Origin of the sequence: Anaerosporomusa subterranea (assembly GCF_001611555.1) — a bacterium.
Taxonomy (GTDB): domain Bacteria; phylum Bacillota; class Negativicutes; order Sporomusales; family Acetonemataceae; genus Anaerosporomusa; species Anaerosporomusa subterranea.
Window position 1 is genome coordinate 897203 of sequence record NZ_LSGP01000017.1, and the last position, 20102, is coordinate 917304.

Here is a 20102-nt window from a genome sequence, read left to right on the forward strand (position 1 = left end):
ACTGCTGGGCTTCGTTTTGAGAGACCGTTCTTTGGCCATGAGATCTTTAAAAGACATTCTGTCACCTCCTTTGGTTGGTGGCTTTTTGCTCATTATGCCCAGTTTGACGATTTTTTAAACTGAAAAAAGTAGTTTTTTTCCACAACCATCTGCGCATCCTTAGCGTACTCTGCGGTTACGTACCGCTCTCGCGTCGCAGTGGTTTTTCTTATCAAGAGGCTGATTGTTTTTTGCCGTCCGGGATAGACTAACTGTTGAAGACGAAGCTATCTTGAAGCAATGGGAGGAATATCATGACTGACTTGAAGCTGGTTTCACAGCGGGTGAACGAATTGAGCGACTTATTGAACGAAATGGTTACTGAGAAGACAACAACCGATACAGAAATCGTCGTTGCCAGCCAGGTGTTAGACGATGCTTTGCATGAGTTCCATAGTAAGATTAGCAAGAAGTAAGAGGCCGCAGCGCGGCCTCTTACTTCAGACCGTTGATAAACGCCCATCTGCGTTGTTAGGCCCGCCAACCCATTGCTAGCGTACCCTCTAGTACGCGTCACTGCTGGGTCGGCTGGCCTGCCTAGCATCTGGACATTTCTGAACGGTCTGGGGAACGAAGTTTCTCGACGAGCAAGAAGTAAGAGGTTGCAGTGCGGCCTCTTACTTCTTTTGGGGGACTACTGCTTCTGTGGCTGTTTTTGCAAATCGTCTGCTGCCACTGTCTCTGAACTTACGTCATACTTTGCGGCAGTATTCGTGTTCCGCGGGCCGGCTTGGATCAAGTCCGGATCACCAACTTGCGACTGACCATTAGGATTTTTTCCATTCCAGTGAGCGTATTTTTTATCCATGCTTTTCACCTCCAATTTTTGGCTAAGGTTTGGTGTGGTTGTCGCGCCGCTTTTGTTCGTATTTTGCGGCTTCCTTCGATTTCACGAGGGCTTCTTTGCTTTCAGCGGTGAAGGCTTCGTTAACGAATTTCTGCTCTGCGCAGTTGACACATTGATTGTCACGGTATTTAACCAAGCGAATCACCTCCTTAGTACAGTATCAACCCTAATCGTATATACTTTGACGATATATTTTCTCAAGACTGCGTTGTCGGTCAATCGACATACTTTCGGTATGTCTCTTTTCCTCCGCCTTACCTTTCAAAAAATCTCCTCGCCAGATTATTACAATTTTAGAATTGATACTGTACTATTAGTTTGTCCGCAAGCTAATAAGTTAGTGAAGGAAGAATTTAAAATTTCTCCTTCGCACAGCCTGTAAGAATCCGCCCTCTTAGGTCGGGAATTAACAGCCTGTAGCTCGAAACCCTAAAGGAGCCTTTGGCTTCGCGAAATCGAGGATTTCGAGCCTCAGTCACAAGGGCGACTAAGCTTCAAATGGAGTTGAAACTACTCCACCTGAAGCAGGTCTTCTTTAATAAATAGGACTTGTGGCACCATCTTTATGAAGCAGTGGTCTGATGAGAAAATTTCTCCCCCGCGATACAATAGAATTACTAGAATCGGGATAGTATGGACTGAAGTATCAGTCTTGCGGAGGGATTATTCATGGCAAAAATTACGGCTAAAGGAATGATGGGCATCGCGCTTGCCCTTAGTCTGGCAACGTCTGGACTGGTGTATAACTATTTACAGGGTGTTAGTGAGCCAACTACTAAGGAAACTGTTTCAGTCATTGTCGCCAAAGTGGATATTCCGTCGAAAACCAAGGTGACAGCCGAGATGATCCAGATACAAAATGTTCCGGCAGAGTATATGCAGCCAGGAGCTGTGCGCGATGGCAAGCAGGTGATTGGAGTATTGGCTCGCGAGCATATTATTGCTGGAGAACAGATCACAAGCCGCAGGCTGCTAGCTGAAGGAAAAGCAGCCGGACTGCCAGGTATTATACCACCTGGCAAGCGGGCTGTAACTGTAGCAGTTAGTGAAGTTAGCGGCGTTGCCGGACTGATTAAGCCTGGCGATCATGTTGATGTGATGGCTACCTTCGATCCGGGAACCGCAGGCGATTTTATCGGTGACATATTGCTGCAAAATGTCCCGGTGCTGGCTGTCAACCGTGACCTGGAGGCGACTGCTAACGATCCGAATGCGAAAGACAAAAAGGAACCGATCAAAACTTCCACAGTAACGCTGGCTATTGATGCTCCCTTAGTCCACCATGTGGCAGTTGCTGACGACCGGGGCAAGCTTCGTTTAGCTCTCCGACCGTTCATAGGAGAGGCGGGGTTCACCTTGACATCACCGGTAACGGTGCGTGAACTTATGGGCAAGCCACCGCAGCCTGCAGTGAAATCTGCGCCGCCGGCGAATGAACGTCAGGAAGTACCGCAAAAGCCAGTTCAGCAACCGCGACAGGATGGCAGAGGCATTCAAGTGATTCGCGGTGCAAAAGTGGAGACAGTCGCACTATAATTGCTAGTTGATGCGAAAGAAGGTAAGAAGATGACCAATAAACGCGTATTCACCGCCGCGGCGTTACTGATATTTTTCTTCTGTATGTTTATGCCATCCGCCTGGATGGCTGAGACCTTAACTGTTGCTGTCAATCAATCTCAGGTCGTCACTCTGCCCGGCGTGGAGCGGGTAGCGGTCGCAAACCCAGAAATCGCAGATGTCATTATTGTCTCAGGTTATGAAGCACTGATTATTGGCAAAAGCGCAGGAGTTACTTCACTGCATGTTTGGTCCTACTCCGGCCGGCAAAGCTATCTTGTCGAAGTTGCAGTTGATGATATTCCTTTGGCCCGGTCCATCGAAGCGGCAATCGGCTATCCAAACTTGAGAGTATCAAAGCTCGGCCGTACCATTATCTTAGAAGGCAGTGTTGATACTCAGCCGCAGAAAGAACGGGCTGAAAAGCTGGCATCAATCTATGGTGACAAAGTGATTAACCTACTCGCGCTGATGAAGCCGGTACAGATTAAAATCGAGGCCCAAGTTATCGAAATCGACCGGCAGAAGGCGAAAGATCTGGGGATAAAATGGGGGAATGGGGTCGATATGTTCACACCCGGTACTTTTGCCGCAGGCCAGAGCCATCAGACTGGTCTCGGCTGGTCGTTGGGAAACTTTGGCCAAACTGCCGATCTCAACGCTCAATTGTCGGCCCTGATAAAAAACGGATCAGCCCGTATTTTGTCCCGTCCCAATATGATCACCTTAAGCGGTGATAAAGCCAACATCATGGTTGGCGGAGAGATGCCAATTCCAATCAGTATGCAAGACGGCACCGTTGGTATTTCATTTAAGGAATACGGCATCAAGTTGGAGATTGGCCCCGAACTGTCAAGCGCTAATCTGATTCATAGCAAGATCAAAGCGGAAGTCAGTTCGCTGGACTGGAATTCATCGCATAAAATACAACTCGGCCTTGGAATGTCTATTCCGCCGATTAAAGTGCGCAAGGCAGAAACCGCTATTGCTCTGGCGTCTGGCCAGACGATGGCCATTGGCGGCCTGATCAGCTCAGAAACTACTCGGGATGTGTATAAAGTTCCGATGCTAGCCGACCTGCCGATTTTAGGCGCATTGTTCAAAAGCACCTCATTCAATCGCAATGAAACCGAACTCCTCATTCTCATCACGCCTACTGTTGTCGATCCTGCGTCATATCAACCGGAGTTAAAGCCGGATATGAAGGAGTTCAGCCAGGAAAATCCATGGGGAGGGAGCGATAATGCAGGAAAAGATTAGAGTCCTGCTGGCAGACGATATAGCGGCAACCCGGGCTAGTGTTGGTAAACTCATCGCATTTCACGATGAAATGACTGTCATTGGCGAGGCGGAAAACGCTGAACAGGTGATTGCCTTAGCAAAGAAGCTTTTGCCTGATATTATTCTTATGGATATCAACATGCCCGGAATGGATGGCATTACAGCAACGCAGATACTTTCCGCCGAAGTGCCGTCAGCCAGCATCATCATGATGAGTGTTCAGAATGAGCAGGAATACCTACGCAAGGCAATGGTGGCAGGGGCTAAAAACTATCTGACTAAGCCATTCTCCAGCGATGAACTGCTACAGGCAATCAAACAGGTGCATGAGAGCGAGCTGCGTCGCAGGGTTGTATTTATGAAGCCGGAAAGTATAAATTCCAAGCAAGGCAAGGTTATCACAGTGTTTAGCACCAAAGGCGGTATTGGCAAAACGACGATCGCGACAAATCTTGCAGTTGCACTGGCTGCTAAGACTGATGGCAATGTGTGCGTGGTTGACGCTGATTTGCAATTTGGTGACGTAGCGCTATTTTTGAACGTGCTGCCCCAGGCTACGATTGCCGATTTAGTGCAGGATATCGATCATTTAGACGAGAAACTGCTAAAAGGGTATCTTTGCCCGTTCAGCGATAGTGTTAAAGTTCTGCCAGCGCCGCTGCGCCCAGAACAAGCGGAAACAATATCCGGTGTGCACCTTACTGCGATATTAAAGACGTTACGCTCGATGTTCCAATATGTGGTTGTGGATACCGCCCCGTCATTTAATGACGCGATGCTGGCCGCTCTTGATGCAGCTGATGAGGTACTGATTATTAGTGCCATGGACTTGCCTACGGTGAAAAACGTAAAATTATGTCTTGAGATCATGGAGTCACTCAACTATACGGAGGGTAAGGTCAAGCTGGTTCTTAACCGGGCTGACTCAGAAGGCGGCATGGATATCCGCGAAGTGGAAGAGACATTGCGTCGGGGGTTCAGCGCAACTGTGCCCAGTGATGGAAAAACTGTTGTCAGTTCGGTCAATCGGGGCGTACCGTTTGTCATTAGCAATCCAGATACTAACGTAGCCCAAAGCGTATATAAACTGGCACGAATGGTTTCTTGCGGTGAATGGAAGGAAGAAGAAAAGCCGAAGAGTGTTGTAACCAAGATCAAGAGCTTGTTCGGTTAGGAGGGATACGATGCTGGCTTTAATTGTTGGGCTAGTCTTTTGCAGCGTATTCGCAGCTTGCATGCTGCTGTATCAGCACCTGAACAAACCCAGACAGGAAATTAGCCAACGACTCGACCTGGTAGCGGCGCAGAGTGAGGAAGCCGTTTATGACAGCAATTCACCAACGTCAGGTACGTCGCGCGCTGCTTGGCGTTCCTTGATTAGGCATTTAGGTCGCCATTTTGAATCGAAACAATGGTCACGACTTATCGAGCATAAACTTATCCAGGCAGGTCTGCCACTAAAAGGGTCTGAGTTTTTAGTCATCTGCCTGGGTAGTGGGTTCTTCGCGGGAACTCTTTGTTTGTTGCTGATCGGCAAGGTAATCGTCGCCATACTGGGATTCGCTGTGGGATTTGCCGTACCTCTGATTGTCTTACGGGCCATTATCGGGCGAAGAGTTAAGGCATTCAACAATCAACTGGGCGACTGCTTGGTTTTAATTGCTAATTCATTACGCACCGGATACAGTTTTATGCAAGCAATTCAGATGGTAGCAAGCGAGATGCTGCCGCCCATCTCGGTCGAGTTTGCCCGTACCTTGCGGGAGATGAACTTAGGCGTTACTACTGAAGAAGCGCTGAATAACTTAGCAAAACGGATTAATAGTGATGATCTGGATCTAGTTCTTACCGCTGTGATGATTCAACGTCAGATCGGTGGCAATTTAGCCGAAATTCTCGACAATATTGCGGGTACGATTCGTGAACGCCAGAAAATCAAAGGAGAGATTAGAACTCTGACTGCACAAGGGCGTATTTCAGGGATGGTTGTCGGTGTTTTGCCAATTGGGCTGGGGCTAGTGATCCAAGTAATTAATCCAGAATATGTCCGTGTGTTGTTCACTACCGATATTGGCCTGTTCATGGTGGGCGGCGCTGTCGTCAGCCAAATTTTTGGCATCTTTGTGATTCGCAAGATAGTTAATATCGAGGTGTGAGGCTCGCTAATTCCGATTAAATCAACCATTAGGAGTACGTTAGCGCCAAGCCCACAAAGCGAATAGTTGTAAATTGACCGCGAAAACGCGAAAGGCGCTACGCGCCTGCGCGAAGGACACGCGGTGAACACTAGCGACACACATGGACAAATCGTTTTGTGCCCTAGTGTATCGCTAGGGCCGCTTGTGTTCATTGTACAATTACGCACTCGAACAGCGAACGTTTTAACCGCCCCATCGAGTAGAAGGCAGGTGTCCCTGATGGCAATAAAGACTGAGACAGAACGCAGTAGTAGTGGATACCAGCCTCTTGGCGGTAAAGTCACTAATATTGACAGCAAAATACTAGATAAGATTGTACGACACACTGTCGCAGCGGTGGATAAAAGCCGCTCTCAGATTTATGAGATCTATGAAGCCTCCAGACGGGAACTTGATAATGTCCGCAAAGACCTCGAACGAGTCAAGCTGGCGTCAGCCGCCATTATTAACACGGTGGATGAACTGGAGCGACTGGAACGACGGAGTCGAATTCATTTAATGGAAGTTAGTCGTGATCCGCAGCGGTACGGTGGCGAAACGGCTATGCATGCCGCTTATACTGAAGCTAGTCGTCTACAGGTTGAGTTGGCTGTAGCGCGGGAAAAAGAACTCAATTTTAGACAGCAACGCGACCAACTTGAGGTCCGCCTACGCAGCTTGAGTGAGACGGTAGAAAAGGCGGAAAACCTGGTGGCTCAAGTGGGCGCTGTTATGGGATATCTCGGTAATCAAATGAACAACGTCATTTGCCGCATGGAGTCACTGGAAGAACGCCAGCTATTCGGTGCTAAAATCATCAAGGCGCAAGAAGAGGAACGCAGGCGGGTTGCCCGCGATATTCATGACGGGCCAGCTCAGTATATGGCCAATGTTGTTTTTCGAGCGGAGGTTTGCGAGCGGTTGCTAGATCAAGATTTGGAGCGGGTTCGTGAAGAATTACAAGAACTGCGAAGTCAAGTCCGACTATGCTTGCAGGAAACACGGAAGATTATCTTTGATTTGCGCCCCATGACGATTGATGATTTAGGACTGGCACCGACATTGAGGCGCATGCTTGATACTTTGAAAGAACGTTATGACATTGTGACCGAGCTGCGCATTATTGGTGAAGAAAAGCGCTTTCCTTCTGTTCAGGAAGTTGGCGCGTTCCGTTTGATTCAAGAGGCTCTCACTAATGCAGAAAAGCATGCCAAGGCGGGAAAGATTGTTGTAAAACTTGAGTTTCGCAGCGATTTTGTGTCTGCAGTGGTTGAGGATGACGGCATCGGTTTTGATATTCAAGCGAATCGCGCTAGTAATAGTTTCGGTCTGGTTGGTATGCGCGAGCGGGCGGAGCTGTTAGGTGGAGAAGCACTAGTCAATTCTCAGCTCGGTCATGGGACCAAAGTGTTTATCAAAGTCCCGATTCGTCCCGACCGATAGGACTTGAGGTATGGACAGTAAATAAGACTGTTCACCTATACGGATGAGACTGGTGGACGATGCGTAATCATTTAGAACTTGGTAGAATAAAGTCAGTAAGACAACCTAGCAACTACCTATTTAGATACAAGAAATAAGAGGAGGCAACATAATGGAAAAACTGGTTCGCGCAATGCTCATGTGGGATGATGCAAAACAGGTTCTCCGCAATCAAAAAGGCCAAGGCATGGTCGAGTATGGTCTTATCCTCGCACTGGTCGCAGTGGTCGCTGTCGCGACTCTTACTACGTTGGGTACAGATCTAAAAGCGATGTTCACCACAGCTGGCGAAAAGCTCAAAACCGCTGCTCCATAATAAAACTAAAAACGCCAGGCTACCTAAAACAGTGGGGAGTCTGGCGTTTTCTAACAGTGTCCTTGGTAACTGTAAAGTGAGGAATCTGGCAATGAGATGGTTCAACAAGCTGGAAGCCGTGTTCCGAGACCAGTGTGGACAGGGACTTGTTGAGTATAATCTGGTACTAATTATCATTTCATTGATTGCAATTGCTGCATTAACAATAATTGGGAATTTCCTGCCGAACGTCCTTCCTGGGGCATTAGCAGGAGCGCTCCAATGAAATATGACTCATTAGTTGCTCCCCGGTCTTTTGGCTTGGGGGCTTTTTTACTAGGCCAATCCGCCTAGTGGTGGGACTCTGTAAAGAACAAATTAAGACTTAGGCTCGATATGGCAAAACCGTAGTTGGTGCTACAATTTAGTCAGAGTAATCTGTTCGCAACGGGGTGATATGCATTGATGGCAACAATCCGCAAATATTTGCAGAATAATAGAGGACAGGCACTAGTCGAAATGGCGCTAGTTTTGCCGGTGCTGCTGTTGATTTTGGCTGGTACCATCGAGTTCGGCCGAGTACTAAATCAATATCTGGTTGTAACTGCAGCTGCCCGTGAAGGTGCCCGTGCGGCAGTTGTAGGTGGTAATGATTATGAAGTTAGTGAAACAGCGAAAAAAGCTGCCGCCTCTATTGATACAAGCGGTATGGATGTCAGTGTTACACCGGCGGATCGCCCACGCGGTTCAGCGGTCACTGTGACTGTAACAAAACCAATTCAGATTATGACGCCACTAATCAGCAAGTTTTTTCCGGAAAAACCGTCTGTTCAGGGACAGGTTATCATGCGGATGGAGTAGGTGATGAAAATGCTGTCATTCTTGCGCGAACAAAAAGGAAGTGTTGCGGTTCTGACCGCCCTGTCTATGACTGTCCTGTTAGGTTTGGCCGCTCTTGTTGTTGACGTCGGCGTGTTATATCTACATCGTTCGCAGTTAATCAATACTGTTGACGCCGCAGCTTTAGCCGGAGTGCAAGAGCTTCCTGGAAGTGAGGAAGCTGCGCGCGCCAGCGCGGAAGCCTATGCACAGCAGAATGGTAAGCAAGGCGATGTCGTGGCCACGACATTAGCAAACAATAAAGAGCTTACCGTTTCTGTCAGCCGCAATGTGAGCCTATTCTTTGCCCGCATCTTTAATCGCTATTCGCAGACCGTCAGTGCGAGTGCAACAGCGGCTATTCGCCCGATGAGCTCAGTCGGCGGCGCTGTACCATTTGGCGTAGTGAGACAGGAGTTTAAATATGGCGATCTCTACACGTTAAAAGAAGGTGCTGGCGATGGCTATAGCGGCAACTACGGCGGACTCGGTTTGGGTGGTACTGGCGCTAATACCTATCGCTACAACATCAAATATGGCTATGACGGCAAGCTGCATATTGGACAGTGGGTTTCGACCGAACCCGGCAACATGAGCGGACCAACCGATACTGGGGTCAGCTATCGGATTAATCAGGACCCGGGAGCTACCTTTGAGACAGTGACTAAAGACTCGCCGCGCATTGTTATGATCCCAGTACTTGATTCCCTTATGGTCGAAGGCCGCAGTGATGTGCAGATTGTCGGCTTTGCGGCTTTCTTTCTGGAGGGAACCGGCGGCTCAGGCAAAGACAATTACGTATCCGGCAAATTCATGCAATTAGTCGCGTCAGGCGATATTACATCGAACCCCGGTGTCGATTATGGTCTCTATGGTGTGACTTTGATTAAATAGCAGGTGATAGCATGTCTCTGTTAAAACGTTTAGAGGCTCAGAAGCAAACTGAACAGCAGACACAAAAGCCTGCTGGCGAAAAACATAAGCAAACTGTGGTGCGTTCAGATCCGCATCAAGGCATTAAGGCCAAGATTCACAAACGCATCGTTGATGAAATGGGCTCAGAGGAAAGCAAGGTATTAACTGCCAAAGATGCCGACCGGTCTGCGCTCGAGGAAGTGGTTGCTCGGCTGGCAAATACAGTAATGGACGAAGAGCCAGTTCCCATTCCCCGTAATGATCGCAATCGCATCATTATCGAGGTTGTGGATGAGGTGCTAGGCTATGGGCCGATCGAATCGCTGCTCAAGGATGAATCAGTTTCTGAAGTCATGGTCAACAGCCCCGATCAGGTGTATGTAGAACGCAAGGGGAAGCTGATTTTAACCGATGTCAGTTTTCGTGATGACGCCCATGTCATGCATGTTATTGAAAAAATCGTCGCACCCATCGGACGGCGAATTGATGAAAGTTCACCAATGGTTGACGCCCGCTTGCCGGATGGATCGCGTGTTAATGCGATTATTCCACCGCTTGCTTTGAAAGGGCCATGTATCACCATTCGGAAGTTTGCTAAAGACCCGCTGCGAGTTGACAATCTACTCGCATTCGGAACACTGAGCGAAGAAATGGCTGAACTGTTAAGAGCGTGTGTCGAAGGCAAGCTCAATATTGTCGTATCCGGTGGAACCGGTTCAGGCAAGACCACCACTTTGAATATTCTCTCCTCCTTTATCCCATCTGATGAACGGATTGTAACTGTCGAAGATGCAGCCGAACTACAACTGCGTCAAGATCATGTCGTCACACTAGAGACTCGTCCGGCAAATATTGAAGGCAAGGGCGCGATCACGATGCGTGACCTGGTTCGTAACAGCTTGCGCATGCGGCCTGATCGGATCGTTGTCGGTGAGGTCAGGAGTGGCGAGGCGCTTGACATGCTGCAGGCCATGAACACAGGCCATGATGGTTCACTAACCACTGGCCACGCTAATACTCCCCGCGACATGCTAAGCCGCCTTGAAACGATGGTGCTAATGGCGGGCATGGATTTGCCAGTGCGAGCCATTCGTGAACAAATCGCTTCAGCCATTGATGTGATAGTTCAGCAGTCCCGCTTGCGTGACGGCAGCCGCAAAATTACGCATATTACCGAAGTGCAGGGCATGGAAGGTGAAGTTGTGACCTTGCAGGACATCTTCGTTTTTGAGTCTACAGGCAAAGATGAAAATGGTAAAATTATCGGCCATTTCAAGCCGACCGGCATTCGTCCTAAGTTTCTAGAAAAAGTCGCCGCCAATGGCATAACCGTCCCGAACGAAGTCTTCTATCCAAAGTAAACTGCGGCAGGTGAGAGCAGATGATCTTTCTCGTTGTCCTATTAACCTTTATCTCTGTGTTTATTGTACTATATTTTATTCTCCTGACCTATGGCCCAGGATCGGCTAGCATCCGCATGCGTTTAAAGGCGCTTGAGTGGATTGCCAAGGATCGAAGCGATATCGACGAAGAATTAACCCGTCCGTTTGTACAGCGTGTCTTGTCGCCCTTGTCAGGCAGTTTGGCGTCCACTTTGCTGCGGGTTACTCCCAAAGCGATTCGCAGGATGGTGGAAGAAAAACTCGCTATGGGAGGAGGCTTTAGTGGCCTGAACACAGATGGCTTCTTGCTGTTTTGGGGTACCTTAGCTGTCGGGTTTTCGATAATCACCATTTTTGTACTGAGCTTGGCCAAGGCAGCCCCCAATATCATCGTCGGTCTGACCATGCTTGCATTTGCATTTGGTGCTGCATTGCCATATATCCTGCTTAACCAGCGCATCAAAGAGCGCAAGAAAAGCATCCAGAAGGACTTGCCTGATGTGCTTGATATTCTTACTGTCAGCGTAGAGGCTGGACTCGGGTTTGATGGCGCGCTTGCTAAACTGGCGGAAAAGATGAAAGGCGCTTTGGTCGAGGAATTCACTCGCGTCTTGCAGGAAATCCGCGTTGGTGTCACCCGCCGCGAGGCGCTGCATGCGTTGGGTTCTAGATGCGACGTACCAGATCTTTCACTCTTTACCACGTCTCTAGTACAGGCAGACCAATTGGGTGTCAGTATCGGCAACGTCCTGCGTGTCCAATCTGGCGCAATGCGGGAAAAACGCCGCCAACGGGCCCAAGAAAAAGCGATGAAAGCTCCTATTAAAATGATGCTGCCGCTCGTCTTATTTATCTTTCCTACTATCTTCGTTATTTTGCTCGGCCCGGCGATGATCCAGATTATGGATTCATTATTCGGTAAGTAGTAAATAGCAATCAAGCAGAAGAACCGTCCCCTCGTCACAGATGCAAGGGGACGGCTCTTCTGCTTGATTGGCGGCAAAATTACCTAAAAAGTTTTCTGCAAAAAGAAGGAGTTTACGATTTTATGCAGAATTGGCATAAAATACTCTTTTGCGTGTAACCTTTTCCAACTTGAAAAGTTGCACGACGTGATTAGCTATGGATAAGGGAACATGGACACTTATCCAATAGGTTGAGAGCGGTAGGGAAACAAATTTGTGGAGGGATTCTGATGAAAAAGACAGCTGCTGCAGCCATTGCAGCGGCACTGGTCCTGACGACCAGCGCCGCCTTCGCCGCTCCCGTTGAATTTGATGGTGATGTGAAGGCACATTATCGGTGGCAAACCTATAACTACCAGGCCGACGAAGACGGCGGGAAATTCACGGTTCGTTTGAATGCAAAAATGGAGTTAGACAAAAATCTGTCAGTGTATGCTCGCTTTGCGGCACAGACCTTGAGCGGCGACCATATTGGCGCGGACTTCAACAAGAGCAGCAATAGTATTGCTACTATCGACCAATACGGCTTCATTTACAATAATGCCGATTGGTCCTACAAGATCGGCCGTCAACCTGTTGCGATTACTGCAGCTGCATCGTTGCTTAGCAGCGGAGCCTATATTGGTGAAGACATGGACTTCTTGAATGGTATTGTTGCGACCGGTAAATCTGGCGTGACTTCATTGCAAGTGGTTGCTGGTGGCGTCGATCATTATACTGGCAGCAAGGACGACAGCGTTTACTCGATCCATGCTTCTTACAGCCCGGCTAAGAACTGGACAGTGGGCGGAACGTTGGCCAGTTTTAATCAAAAAGCTGTAAGCGACAGAAATTTCTGGGGTCTTGATGCTGCTTATACAACCGGTAAAGCCAGCTTTCTTGTGGATTTCCTAAAATCTAACGCATCGGCAAATGATACTGCTCGTGTGTTTGGCGTGGATTATGCCTTTGACGACAAAAACACTCTCTCTGTGTATAACCACAAAACCGAAGTTAATGCTGACATCCTGACAGATTGGGATAAAGGCGAAAAAGGCTTCTATTATATCTACAACCACAACTTTGACAAAACCACTTCCTTTAATCTGATGTACAAAGATAATAAAGTTCTTAACAGCACTGACGAATACGATTCTCTTCGCACCACTGTAACCTACAAATTCTAAACGATACATTCTAACTGAACTAGAAATTGGGGAAGATCGCCGCTCTACGCTCGCGATGACATTGTAATAGTGTCATTGAGAACAAAGTGAAGCAATCTTCCCCCGTTTTTTTCGTCTTTATTCCTTGACATTAGGTTAAAACCTATATGGGAGGTTTTTCAATGAAAGGCTTTTCCAAACTAACCGAAGGCTTGATCGGCCAACCCATGCTGGAAATTCTATCAGTCGTCTCTGCCATGGAAGCGGCTGGTCAGACAGTATACCGGTTTGAGGTAGGTGACTCTCAGTTTGACGCATACCCGCATGTCATTGAGGCCACCAAGGCTGCGCTTGAGCAGGGACATACCAAATACGTCAACTCCCGCGGCATCCTTCTACTCAGAGAATCTATTTGCGACTACACGGAAAGCAAGCTTGGCTTTCGCCCCGATGTTTCCCAAATCGCCGTTATGCCTGCTAACAGTATTATCGATTTTATGATGCGCTGTGTGGCTGATCCTGGTGATGAAGTAGTCTTCTCGGATCCAGGCTTTGCGTCATATATCGCCGTTGCCAGCTATCTCGGGCTGAAAACAGTTACAGTACCAGTTTATGAAAAAAATGGGTTCCGGTTGAATCCGGACGACTTGCTGCCGCGTTTATCGGAAAAGACTCGGCTAATTATTAATACATCGCCGAGCAATCCAACCGGCGGAGTGATGACACAAGACGAGGTGCAGCGACTGGCCGAAATCGTTCGCGAACAAGACGTGTATCTCTTGAGTGACGAAATTTATGCGGAAAATATTTATGAGGGAAACCACTATTCGCCTTCTTGTTTAGATAAGTGCCGTGAACGTACGATTATCCTGAGCGGTTTTTCGAAAGGCCATTCGATGTCAGGCTGGCGGCTTGGCTATGCAATTGGGCCTGTCGATTTGATCGCAAAGATGAGTCAAATGTTTGAGACTGTCTACACCTGCATTCCGCCGTTTATCCAATATGCAGGCATTAGTGCGTTAAACACGCCCCAAGACTTGATAGAAAAGCGAAATCGTCAATATAAAAAGCTTCGCGACCTAATGGTCGCAAAGCTAAATGAGATCCCAGGCATCACCTGCGCTATGCCGAAAGGTGCCATTTACGCATTTGCCAATATCACCGGAACAGGCATGACCAGCAAACAGTTTGCCGACTTCGTACTCAAGAAGGCAGGAGTTGCACTTGTACCAGGTACCTGCTTCGGACCCGGTGGCGAGGGTTATGTTCGGTTGTGCTACCTGCGTAGTGAAGAGACGATTGTTGCAGCCTGCAGGTCTATGAAGATTGCGCTTAGAAAGTAATCGTTCCAGAAAGAAGCTGTTAGTCAGAAGATCGCCACGCTTTGCTCGCGATGACAACCTACTACGTGTCATCGCGAGCGAAGCGCGGCGATCTTTCCCTTTTTGTTCAGTTGCCAAATTGTCTAAGGTAAAAAGGTCAGATAAGGCAAGAAACGAAAATCACTGGCCGCGAAAACGCGAAGGGCGCTATGCGCCTCGCTAAGGGAGAAGAATGATGCAAAGTCGTTGCGTTAGCCGGTTCAACCCAATGTTATCGTAGCCCTCTGCGCATCAGCGTACTCTGCGCTCTCTGCGGTTAACGTACCTGTTTTCTTAGCCCCCATAAACGAACGTAATCGTCTTTTTCATCTCCGGATGCAAGCTATTAAACACCGGGCACTCCTTCGCTGTCAGTTCGATGATCTTCTTTTCCTTAGCACTGTAGTTGTTATGCGGCAGGGTGACTTCAGTAATGAGTTCGACGATCCGGCGCGGATTAGTTCCCATGACCTTGGTTGTTTCGACTTTCGCGCCATCAACGGTAAAGCCATGCGTCTTCGCTGCAATGCCCATAATAGTGAACATGCAAGCGCCGAGCGCAGTCGCGACCAGATCGGTTGGTGAAAAGGCTTCTCCTTTACCATGATTGTCTGTTGGCGCATCAGTAATGAGTTTGCTGCCAGATTGCAGATGAACTGATTCAGTGCGCAGATCGCCAAGATATTGGGTTTGTACTGTTGCCATAGTCACGAGCCCCTTTCATTTATATAATTATTATTCAAAATAGACTAATTAGTACTTTGTTTCAACATATTGCTGATTTTTCCTTTAATGGGATATGGGGCAAAAAAACAAGCCTTCCTTTCGTAGGAGCAGGCTTGTTTTTTCTTAAAAGTGTCCATAGTGGCGCTAGTACCGCTTGTGGCGTTCGTGCTATCCTATCGTACCCCGCACTTTCTCCAAAGGCCGTGGACGACTAAAGCGTAGTACTTACGATGGCAGACCAGCCCTTTCCTTTATAGGCATTATAGCCACGTGTGCGAGCATAACCATAAATCTTGCTGCCGCGAGCATCTTTTTCAAATGTGTAGCCGTAAGTCTCGCCGCTCATTGCACACTGAGCCGCTTTTAACCGGCTTAAGTTATCGGTTAAGATGCCTTTTCGGCTGGGGCAGGCAATAACATAGCCGTCTTTATTGATTATCGCTATATCACCGTTTTTGCCGATTCGAGCTGAATCTAAAATATCATAGATATAATCCCAATTAAAACGAGAGGAGAAATAGCCGACGACTTGTCCTGATTCACCTATTATTGGGCAAGAGTAGGCCACGGTGTGGCGGTTTTCTACTGAAGATAAGTATAAATCAGTTACCGATATAGAGTTAGCGGCCTTAACTTCTTTGAACCAATCTCGATCGGCCATATTTTTACCAATAAGTTCACGGCGTACGCCTGTCGCTACAATTGTTCCTGCTGTATCAAGCACATAGAGGTCAAAATAGACTTCATAGATATCTACGAGTGTCTTTAATAAATTGTTCGCCTGCTCAACCCGATTTGGCTCGGTGGAGCATAAGGAGTTCTTCACCTGAGAAAAACTTGCCCAAGCCTGGGCATCGCAATTGCGCTCGAATAGATTGCGGTCAATTTTGTCGATGGTGTCATAGGCGACATCAGCTGTTCGCACAGCGATTACTTCGTCAGCTTTGGACTGGATATTCTCGATAATTTTGGTGCTTTCCTTTGTTGAGGCAAAACTGCGAGTTGCTAATTTCTTAATTTCGTCTGCTACAACTCCAAATCCGCGACCAGCTTCCCCGGCCCTTGCAGCTTCGATGGCTGAATTTAAAGATAATAAGTTCGTCTGTTGAGCGATTTGCTGGATAGTGCTGATGACCTTGCCCATCTCGGCGTTTGCTGTTTTTAATTCGCTTAATAAGATAGAGACGTCAATCATGTTACTGTTGTCCATTTCTATTTTCACCTCGCAAAAAAGCAACGAGGCATGGCTGAATTACTCAGACAGGCCTCGTTGCCGTTATTTTCGTAGTATACCAATATTTCACATTATCTGTCAAAGGTATTTAGCTAAAATTCAGAGGGATTGCTGAAAAAGTTGAATTATGTTAACATAATATAGATCGGCTTTCAATCAGAATAGGAGGTTTGAAATGAACTCTAAACGTATCGCGGTTTTTCTGCTGTTAGTGTTGTGTGTCAGTTTCACGCTTCCCGTTCCGGCCTTTGCCGCTTCAACTCCAACAGGCGGTGACTCAGACAAGGGCTTCTTTGCTTCTGTGTTGGCCTTCTTTGGGGACTTGTTCAATGGTTTGCTAAATCTCAGTCCAAGCGAACCGGTCGTCTCGGCTCCGACAACGATTCCACCAGTAATCTCTAAGCCGACTGGGGCAAAAGAGGTAATCGGGTTCTATGCTGAATGGTGGGGAAATGATACTGCGTCATATAATGACATGGTTAAACACAAGGATTCGATCGGCACGATTGCGCCGTTTTGGGCAACCTTAAATCGCGACGCTTCTGTCGCCAACCGTGGTGGTAATGATCATGCGGCGGTTGTTAAGTATGCTAAGTCGAACTCGATTCAGACATTGCTGCTGGTGAACAATGAGAAAAGCACAGGATCTGTGAAGCCTATCCATACTGTGTTGTCTAACTCATCGCTGCGCAAGAAAGCTATCGACAATCTGGAAGCTTATATCAAAAAATATCAGATGGATGGAATCAATATTGACTTTGAAGAAGTGCCGGCAGGTGACCGCGACAATCTGACCGCTTTTATGAAAGAACTTTATGCTCGTTTGAAGCCGCAAGGCTATGTGGTAACAATTGACGTGTTCCCCAAGCATAATGAATTGGGTGATATATCAAAAGCTTATGATTATGCGAAGTTGGCTCAGTATGCAGATAAGATCATGCTAATGACTTATGATTACCACGGTGGCTGGAGCGAAGCAGGCGCGGTCTCAGACATTGTCTCCGTGGAGCAGGATTTGCAGTATGCTCTTTCCTTTATCCCGAAACACAAATTGTATCTTGGCATTCCCGGCTATGGCTATGATTGGTCTAGTAAAGGGGTAGAGAGCCTTGAGTATCCAGCAATCCAGAGTCTAATCAGCCGCTTTAATCCCAAAGTCGAGTGGGATGATGCGTCGAAATCGCCTCACTTCAACTATACCGGCCCAGATGGAGTCAGTCATCAAGTATGGTTTGAAAACAGTCATAGCTTGCGGTTTAAGTTAGACTTGGTCAACAAGTACGACATTGCCGGCATAGCGCTGTGGAAATTGGGTAGCGAGGATCAAGAGTTTTGGCCGCTGATCAAAACCCACTTCGCATATTGACTAGGGTTGATAATTTCTGTATACTAAAAACAATTATATAACAACTACGGCCTAGGTGCCTCCCGTTGGGAGGAGAATAGGGAAGTCTGAGCATGGCGACATGCGTAGGCGCGGACCCACCACTGTACCGGGGAGAACTTACAATGCCACTCGCAAGGGGAAGGCGTAAGGATTCAATGAACCGGGAGCCAGGAGACCTGCCTCTGCCGTTTGAAGACCTTCATGGATAAAGAAGGCTTTTTTGGGTAACCAAAAGAGCCTTCTTTTTTAGTAACTAGGAGGCTGGGTTACGTTTCCCACAGAGTACACAGAGGGTTCGACGAGTACACAGAGGCAATAAGGAACTGTGTTCTAAACTAGCAATCGTAACCCTCTGCGAGTACCCTCTGCGTGCTCTGCGCACTCTGTGGTTAACGTAATTTTCCTCTTAAAAGATTGTTTATGCAGGAGGAAATGATGAATTTACTACAACAAACATTGGCGAAGATTACCGTTCCGGATACGTTGATCCGCGAACAGGTGCAGCAACGGATCGATCGTCTTACACAACCGGGCGCGCTTGGGCGTTTAGGCAGCATGTTCAGTCAATACGCGGGAATAACAGGCGAACTGCGGCCGCTACCACCGCGTGCGTGCATGGTTGTTGCCTGCGCTGATCATGGGGTGGCTGTTCATGGGATCAGTGCGTATCCAGTGGAAACGACCCTACATATGACTGCCAACTATTTGGTTTCAAAGGGCGCAAGCGCCAATGCATTTGCGAATTTTTCCGGATCGGATATGGTGGTAGTCGATGTTGGGGTGGCTGGGGATTTGTCGCATGTCCCAGGCTTATGGAACCGAAATATTGCCTATGGAACCGCAGACTTTACCAAGGGCCCGGCTATGACGCGTGCCCAGGCAATACAGGCGATCGAGACAGGTATTGAAATTGTCAATGATCGGGTTAAGCAAGGATACAATTGCTTTAGCTTGGGGGAAATGGGTATCGGCAATACGTCATCCAGCGCGGCGATCGTTGCTGCCTTCTCTCAGCTTGAACCTGAAGTGGTAACCGGACGCGGAACAGGAATATCAGATAGCCGAATGCAAGTGAAGATTAACATCGTTCGTCAAGGGCTCGCTGTCAATCATCCCAATCCCTGCGACGGAATTGACGTATTGTCGAAGGTCGGCGGATTTGAACTAGGTGCCTTGGCAGGTGTTGTTCTCGGCGCTGCGGCCAATCGCTGTGCCGTGATCATCGATGGATCAAACACGACCGCGGCAGCGCTAATTGCTGCTGCTATTCAGCCGATATGCAAACAATACCTATTTGCTTCTCACTTATCGGCTGAACCGGCGCATCGGTTTGCGCTGGGGTTATTGGATTTGAAACCTTGTGTTGACATGGGGGTTCGTTTGGGAGAGGCAATCGGCGCCTCGATCGTGGTCGATATGTTGACCGCCGACGCTGTAACGCAGCAAAGCCTAGATCTGAGCACTACGTCCTGTCAGGCTTTGACTGCCCAAACCGAAGCATTTCGCGACGTCGGGCGCGTGCTGTGCGATATAACTGCACAAATTAAACCTTTGGATGTGGCGGCGATGGAAGCTTGCCAACTGCGTATAGACAACTTGACAAAGCCGTTTGCAAGTCTTAACGCATTTGAACATCTGGCACGCCAACTGTCAGGGATTACCGGCGATCCTAGACCAAAGCGCCTGCGCAAAGCAATTCTTGTTATAACTGACGGTCCCTGTGCAGCAAGCCCAGCAGTAACAGGCTTCGCCAAGCATGCCGGCGCAGAACTGGCACTAATTAATATGAGTAAGTCTGTGGATATTCCCCAATCGACGAATTTGACGCATGATCAGGTTGTTAAAGCAATTCAGACTGGAATTGATGCGGCCTGCGCGCAAATGAAGCATGGAACACAGGTGGTGGGAATTGGCACGATTAGTCATGATGCCCGACAGACCGCTGAATTATTTATTCAAACAGGATTGGCAATGGATTTTCAGAGCGCAGATGTTTTGCTTGCTATGTTAGAAAAGACGGGTAGTCTGGTGCTCGCCGGATTGGCAGGAGTTATCCTGGGCGCTGCGGCGGAAGGGGCCGCCGTGGTGCTGGACGATCTGGAGACAAGCGCCGCTGCTCTTATTGCGGTTGCCATCGCACCGTCGGTCAGAGACTATTTGATCGCATCCCACGGCGGCACAGATTCTATCCATCAGGCCGCGTTAGACAAACTGGGTTTGCGGGCTCATCTCGACCTTGATCTTTCGTTAGGCGACGGAACAGGGGCGGCATTAGGCATCAGGTTGTTAGACGCCTCACTTCATATGCTAAACGATATGAAAACCTTCGGCGAAGCCGAAGTGGCGGTGGCCCAAGATGGGCCAGGGGTGCTGCGACAAAGCAAAACAGTAAAAGATTAGAAATGAAAGAACGCTGACTCGATTGCCAAC

The 20102-nt window shown here is 48.1% G+C and carries 20 protein-coding genes and 1 riboswitch; of the genes, 16 read left to right on the forward strand and 4 right to left on the reverse strand.

Going from position 1 to position 20102, the window contains the following annotated elements; all coding sequences use genetic code 11:
• Positions 1–293: 293 nt before the first annotated feature.
• A complete protein-coding gene (locus tag AXX12_RS19330) occupies positions 294–455 on the forward strand; it encodes a hypothetical protein (protein ID WP_156478636.1) in 162 nt (53 codons plus the stop codon).
• 218 nt (positions 456–673) lie between these two features.
• On the opposite strand, the gene AXX12_RS19335 is transcribed toward AXX12_RS19330, so the two are convergent.
• Together AXX12_RS19335 and AXX12_RS19340 are read right to left on the reverse strand one after the other, a co-directional pair.
• Positions 674–847, reverse strand: a complete 174-nt coding sequence (locus AXX12_RS19335) for a hypothetical protein (protein WP_156478637.1) — start codon at positions 845–847, stop codon at positions 674–676.
• A 22-nt stretch (positions 848–869) separates the two neighbouring features.
• Positions 870–1022, reverse strand: coding sequence for a hypothetical protein (locus tag AXX12_RS19340; protein WP_156478638.1), 153 nt, complete (start codon positions 1020–1022; stop codon positions 870–872).
• 533 nt (positions 1023–1555) lie between these two features.
• Here AXX12_RS19340 and cpaB point away from each other — a divergent pair.
• The 13 genes from cpaB to AXX12_RS11680 all read left to right on the forward strand — a co-directional run bounded on the left by cpaB (position 1556) and on the right by AXX12_RS11680 (position 14307).
• Complete coding sequence (gene cpaB, locus AXX12_RS11625) at positions 1556–2422, forward strand: Flp pilus assembly protein CpaB (RefSeq protein WP_066242561.1); 867 nt, start codon at positions 1556–1558, stop codon at positions 2420–2422.
• A gap of 30 nt (positions 2423–2452) precedes the next feature.
• Positions 2453–3703, forward strand: coding sequence for a type II and III secretion system protein family protein (locus AXX12_RS11630; RefSeq protein ID WP_066243104.1), 1251 nt, complete (start codon positions 2453–2455; stop codon positions 3701–3703).
• Positions 3687–4898, forward strand: coding sequence for a response regulator (locus AXX12_RS11635; RefSeq protein ID WP_066242565.1), 1212 nt, complete (start codon positions 3687–3689; stop codon positions 4896–4898). Before AXX12_RS11630 ends, AXX12_RS11635 begins: the two co-directional genes overlap by 17 nt.
• Before the next feature lie 10 nt (positions 4899–4908).
• Entirely contained in the window at positions 4909–5880 is a 972-nt protein-coding gene (locus AXX12_RS11640; RefSeq protein WP_066242567.1) for a type II secretion system F family protein, read from the forward strand.
• A gap of 261 nt (positions 5881–6141) precedes the next feature.
• The gene (locus AXX12_RS11645; RefSeq protein ID WP_082816822.1) at positions 6142–7344 is read left to right on the forward strand and encodes a sensor histidine kinase; all 1203 of its coding nucleotides are present in this window, start codon (positions 6142–6144) and stop codon (positions 7342–7344) included.
• Positions 7345–7495: 151 nt separating this feature from the next.
• Positions 7496–7699 carry a Flp family type IVb pilin gene (locus AXX12_RS11650; protein ID WP_066242569.1) on the forward strand — a complete coding sequence of 68 codons (204 nt, stop codon included), beginning with the start codon at positions 7496–7498 and terminating at the stop codon, positions 7697–7699.
• Between the two features lie 91 nt (positions 7700–7790).
• Entirely contained in the window at positions 7791–7964 is a 174-nt protein-coding gene (locus tag AXX12_RS19345) for a Flp family type IVb pilin (protein ID WP_156478639.1), read from the forward strand.
• Between the two features lie 179 nt (positions 7965–8143).
• Positions 8144–8539 (forward strand): TadE/TadG family type IV pilus assembly protein, encoded by a 396-nt coding sequence (locus AXX12_RS11655; protein ID WP_066242573.1) that lies wholly within the window; start codon positions 8144–8146, stop codon positions 8537–8539.
• A gap of 3 nt (positions 8540–8542) precedes the next feature.
• Positions 8543–9451 (forward strand): TadE/TadG family type IV pilus assembly protein, encoded by a 909-nt coding sequence (locus AXX12_RS11660; RefSeq protein WP_066242576.1) that lies wholly within the window; start codon positions 8543–8545, stop codon positions 9449–9451.
• An 11-nt stretch (positions 9452–9462) separates the two neighbouring features.
• Complete coding sequence (locus AXX12_RS11665) at positions 9463–10833, forward strand: CpaF family protein (RefSeq protein WP_066242579.1); 1371 nt, start codon at positions 9463–9465, stop codon at positions 10831–10833.
• Positions 10834–10853: 20 nt separating this feature from the next.
• Complete coding sequence (locus AXX12_RS11670; RefSeq protein ID WP_066242581.1) at positions 10854–11780, forward strand: type II secretion system F family protein; 927 nt, start codon at positions 10854–10856, stop codon at positions 11778–11780.
• A 269-nt stretch (positions 11781–12049) separates the two neighbouring features.
• Positions 12050–12985, forward strand: a complete 936-nt coding sequence (locus tag AXX12_RS11675) for a hypothetical protein (RefSeq protein WP_066242584.1) — start codon at positions 12050–12052, stop codon at positions 12983–12985.
• 161 nt (positions 12986–13146) lie between these two features.
• Complete coding sequence (locus tag AXX12_RS11680; protein ID WP_066242588.1) at positions 13147–14307, forward strand: pyridoxal phosphate-dependent aminotransferase; 1161 nt, start codon at positions 13147–13149, stop codon at positions 14305–14307.
• Between the two features lie 312 nt (positions 14308–14619).
• Here AXX12_RS11680 and AXX12_RS11685 read toward each other — a convergent pair whose 3' ends face one another.
• Both AXX12_RS11685 and AXX12_RS11690 read right to left on the reverse strand, forming a co-directional pair.
• The gene (locus AXX12_RS11685; protein WP_066242590.1) at positions 14620–15030 is read right to left on the reverse strand and encodes an OsmC family protein; all 411 of its coding nucleotides are present in this window, start codon (positions 15028–15030) and stop codon (positions 14620–14622) included.
• A 232-nt stretch (positions 15031–15262) separates the two neighbouring features.
• Positions 15263–16261 (reverse strand): methyl-accepting chemotaxis protein, encoded by a 999-nt coding sequence (locus AXX12_RS11690; RefSeq protein WP_066242593.1) that lies wholly within the window; start codon positions 16259–16261, stop codon positions 15263–15265.
• 199 nt (positions 16262–16460) lie between these two features.
• Here AXX12_RS11690 and AXX12_RS11695 point away from each other — a divergent pair, with 199 nt between their 5' ends.
• On the forward strand, positions 16461–17651 hold the full coding sequence (locus tag AXX12_RS11695; protein WP_066242596.1) for a glycosyl hydrolase family 18 protein: 1191 nt from the start codon (positions 16461–16463) through the stop codon (positions 17649–17651).
• Positions 17652–17687: 36 nt separating this feature from the next.
• A riboswitch (cobalamin riboswitch) is annotated at positions 17688–17870 on the forward strand.
• Between the two features lie 234 nt (positions 17871–18104).
• Entirely contained in the window at positions 18105–20072 is a 1968-nt protein-coding gene (cobT, locus tag AXX12_RS11700; RefSeq protein ID WP_156478640.1) for a nicotinate-nucleotide--dimethylbenzimidazole phosphoribosyltransferase, read from the forward strand.
• Positions 20073–20102: the final 30 nt, after the last annotated feature.

Bases quoted from the DNA above. Each gene is read 5' to 3' on its own strand.
- AXX12_RS19330 (WP_156478636.1), top strand. From the start codon at position 294: ATGACTGACTTGAAGCTGGTTTCACAGCGGGTGAACGAATTGAGCGAC.
- AXX12_RS19335 (WP_156478637.1), bottom strand. From the start codon at position 847: ATGGATAAAAAATACGCTCACTGGAATGGAAAAAATCCTAATGGTCAG.
- cpaB (WP_066242561.1), top strand. From the start codon at position 1,556: ATGGCAAAAATTACGGCTAAAGGAATGATGGGCATCGCGCTTGCCCTT.
- AXX12_RS11630 (WP_066243104.1), top strand. From the start codon at position 2,453: ATGACCAATAAACGCGTATTCACCGCCGCGGCGTTACTGATATTTTTC.
- AXX12_RS11635 (WP_066242565.1), top strand. From the start codon at position 3,687: ATGCAGGAAAAGATTAGAGTCCTGCTGGCAGACGATATAGCGGCAACC.
- AXX12_RS11640 (WP_066242567.1), top strand. From the start codon at position 4,909: ATGCTGGCTTTAATTGTTGGGCTAGTCTTTTGCAGCGTATTCGCAGCT.
- AXX12_RS11645 (WP_082816822.1), top strand. From the start codon at position 6,142: ATGGCAATAAAGACTGAGACAGAACGCAGTAGTAGTGGATACCAGCCT.
- AXX12_RS11650 (WP_066242569.1), top strand. From the start codon at position 7,496: ATGGAAAAACTGGTTCGCGCAATGCTCATGTGGGATGATGCAAAACAG.
- AXX12_RS19345 (WP_156478639.1), top strand. From the start codon at position 7,791: ATGAGATGGTTCAACAAGCTGGAAGCCGTGTTCCGAGACCAGTGTGGA.
- AXX12_RS11655 (WP_066242573.1), top strand. From the start codon at position 8,144: ATGGCAACAATCCGCAAATATTTGCAGAATAATAGAGGACAGGCACTA.
- AXX12_RS11660 (WP_066242576.1), top strand. From the start codon at position 8,543: ATGAAAATGCTGTCATTCTTGCGCGAACAAAAAGGAAGTGTTGCGGTT.
- AXX12_RS11665 (WP_066242579.1), top strand. From the start codon at position 9,463: ATGTCTCTGTTAAAACGTTTAGAGGCTCAGAAGCAAACTGAACAGCAG.
- AXX12_RS11670 (WP_066242581.1), top strand. From the start codon at position 10,854: ATGATCTTTCTCGTTGTCCTATTAACCTTTATCTCTGTGTTTATTGTA.
- AXX12_RS11675 (WP_066242584.1), top strand. From the start codon at position 12,050: ATGAAAAAGACAGCTGCTGCAGCCATTGCAGCGGCACTGGTCCTGACG.
- AXX12_RS11680 (WP_066242588.1), top strand. From the start codon at position 13,147: ATGAAAGGCTTTTCCAAACTAACCGAAGGCTTGATCGGCCAACCCATG.
- AXX12_RS11685 (WP_066242590.1), bottom strand. From the start codon at position 15,030: ATGGCAACAGTACAAACCCAATATCTTGGCGATCTGCGCACTGAATCA.
- AXX12_RS11690 (WP_066242593.1), bottom strand. From the start codon at position 16,261: ATGGACAACAGTAACATGATTGACGTCTCTATCTTATTAAGCGAATTA.
- AXX12_RS11695 (WP_066242596.1), top strand. From the start codon at position 16,461: ATGAACTCTAAACGTATCGCGGTTTTTCTGCTGTTAGTGTTGTGTGTC.
- cobT (WP_156478640.1), top strand. From the start codon at position 18,105: ATGATGAATTTACTACAACAAACATTGGCGAAGATTACCGTTCCGGAT.